Source organism: Paraburkholderia terricola (assembly GCF_900142195.1).
In the GTDB taxonomy this organism is placed as follows: Bacteria; Pseudomonadota; Gammaproteobacteria; order Burkholderiales; family Burkholderiaceae; genus Paraburkholderia; species Paraburkholderia terricola.
Genome location: NZ_FRAB01000108.1, coordinates 1 through 1417 on the forward strand (window position 1 = coordinate 1; position 1417 = coordinate 1417).

2 protein-coding genes are annotated in these 1417 nt (G+C 71.4%); one reads left to right on the forward strand and one right to left on the reverse strand.

The features are described 5' to 3' along the window. The coding region (locus BUE39_RS33645) for an enoyl-CoA hydratase/isomerase family protein (protein WP_177217204.1) at positions 1-863 on the forward strand (863 nt) is incomplete at its 5' end. 27 nt (positions 864-890) lie between these two features. Here BUE39_RS33645 and BUE39_RS33650 read toward each other — a convergent pair. Further along, on the reverse strand, positions 891-1417 hold a 527-nt coding region (locus tag BUE39_RS33650; RefSeq protein WP_305728318.1), incomplete at its 5' end, for an IclR family transcriptional regulator.

Genomic DNA, 1417 nt, shown 5'->3' on the forward strand with positions numbered 1-1417 from the left:
GCGACGTGGTGAACCGCGCCACGCCCTTTCTGCAGCAGCTCAGCCAGATGACGGAGGAGGTCTGCAACCTCACCGTGCTCGACGGGCCGGACATCCTCATCGATCAGCGCGGCGACGGCACCGCGATCGTCACCATCGACCGCCCGCAGCGGCGCAATGCCTGCGACTTCGACGCCTGGACCGACCTGAAGGCCGCCTTCGAGCGCTTCGCGCAGGACCGCTCGGTCCGGCTCGTGGTGCTCACCGGCAGCGGCGGCCACTTCTGCGCCGGCGACGACATCGTCGCCTTCGCGGCGGCCAAGGCCGATCCCGCGCACGCCGAGGTCTACCGCCAGCGCATCCAGGAGGCCTATGCCGCGGTACAGAGCGCCCCGCTGCCGGTGATCGCGGCCATCAGCGGCGTCTGTGCCGGCGGCGGCTGCAGCCTGGCCATGTGCTGCGACTTCCGCGTGGCCGACGCGACGGCGCGCGTCGGCGTGCCGGTCGCGAAGCTGGGCCTGGTCTATCCGACCATCCAGCTGCAGCGCCTGGCCTGGCTGATCGGCGCTTCCAACGCGCGGCGCTGGCTCTACAGCGGCCAGATGTTCGGCATCGACGAGATCGGCCGCACCGGCTTCGCCGACGCGGTGGCCGAGGGCGATGTCGTCGAGGCGGCCTTGCGCTTCGGCGCACCGATGACCGCCGCCGCGCCCTTGTCGATCGCCGGTTCGAAGGCGCAGTTGAATGCGGTGCTCGCCGGCCAGGTCGCGCAACGGCGGGCCGAGCTCGACGCCATGGTGGCGCGGGCCGACGACAGCGAGGACTTCCGCGAAGCACGCGCGGCCTTCGCAGAGAAGCGCACGCCGCATTTCAAGGGCCGCTGAATCGCAGGCCCCGCCCGGGCCTCGCTGCTAGGCGACGTGCCGCCGAGGCGCCGACACGGCGAAGGCCGTGCTGCGCACCAGGTCGGCGAAGCGCTGCTCGTCGCGCGCCGGTTCCCAGCGTGCACGCGACACCGCGACGTTGATCGCGCCGATGCCGCGCCCGCGCGCATCGGTGATCGGCGCGGCCGTGGAGATGTCGGAGAGAAAGTACTCGTCCTCGGTGCGCACGAAGCCGCGCGCGTGCGCGACGGCCACGCGCTCCTTGATCTTGCGGCGGTCGACGATGGTCCTGGGCGTGTGCCTGACCAGCGTGCTGGCGTCGAGCAGCGCATCGACTTCGGCCTCGGGCAGCGTCGACAGCAGCGCCAGCCCCGGCGCGGTGCAGTAGGCCGGCAGGCGGGTACCGACGATCACGTTGGGATGCAGCACGTTGCGGCTCACGATGCGCTGCACGAAGACGATGTCCGGCCCGTCGAGCACGGTGAGGTTGCAGACCTCCTCCGTCATCTGGCTGAGCTGCTGCAGAAAGGGCGTGGCGCGGTTCACCACGTCGC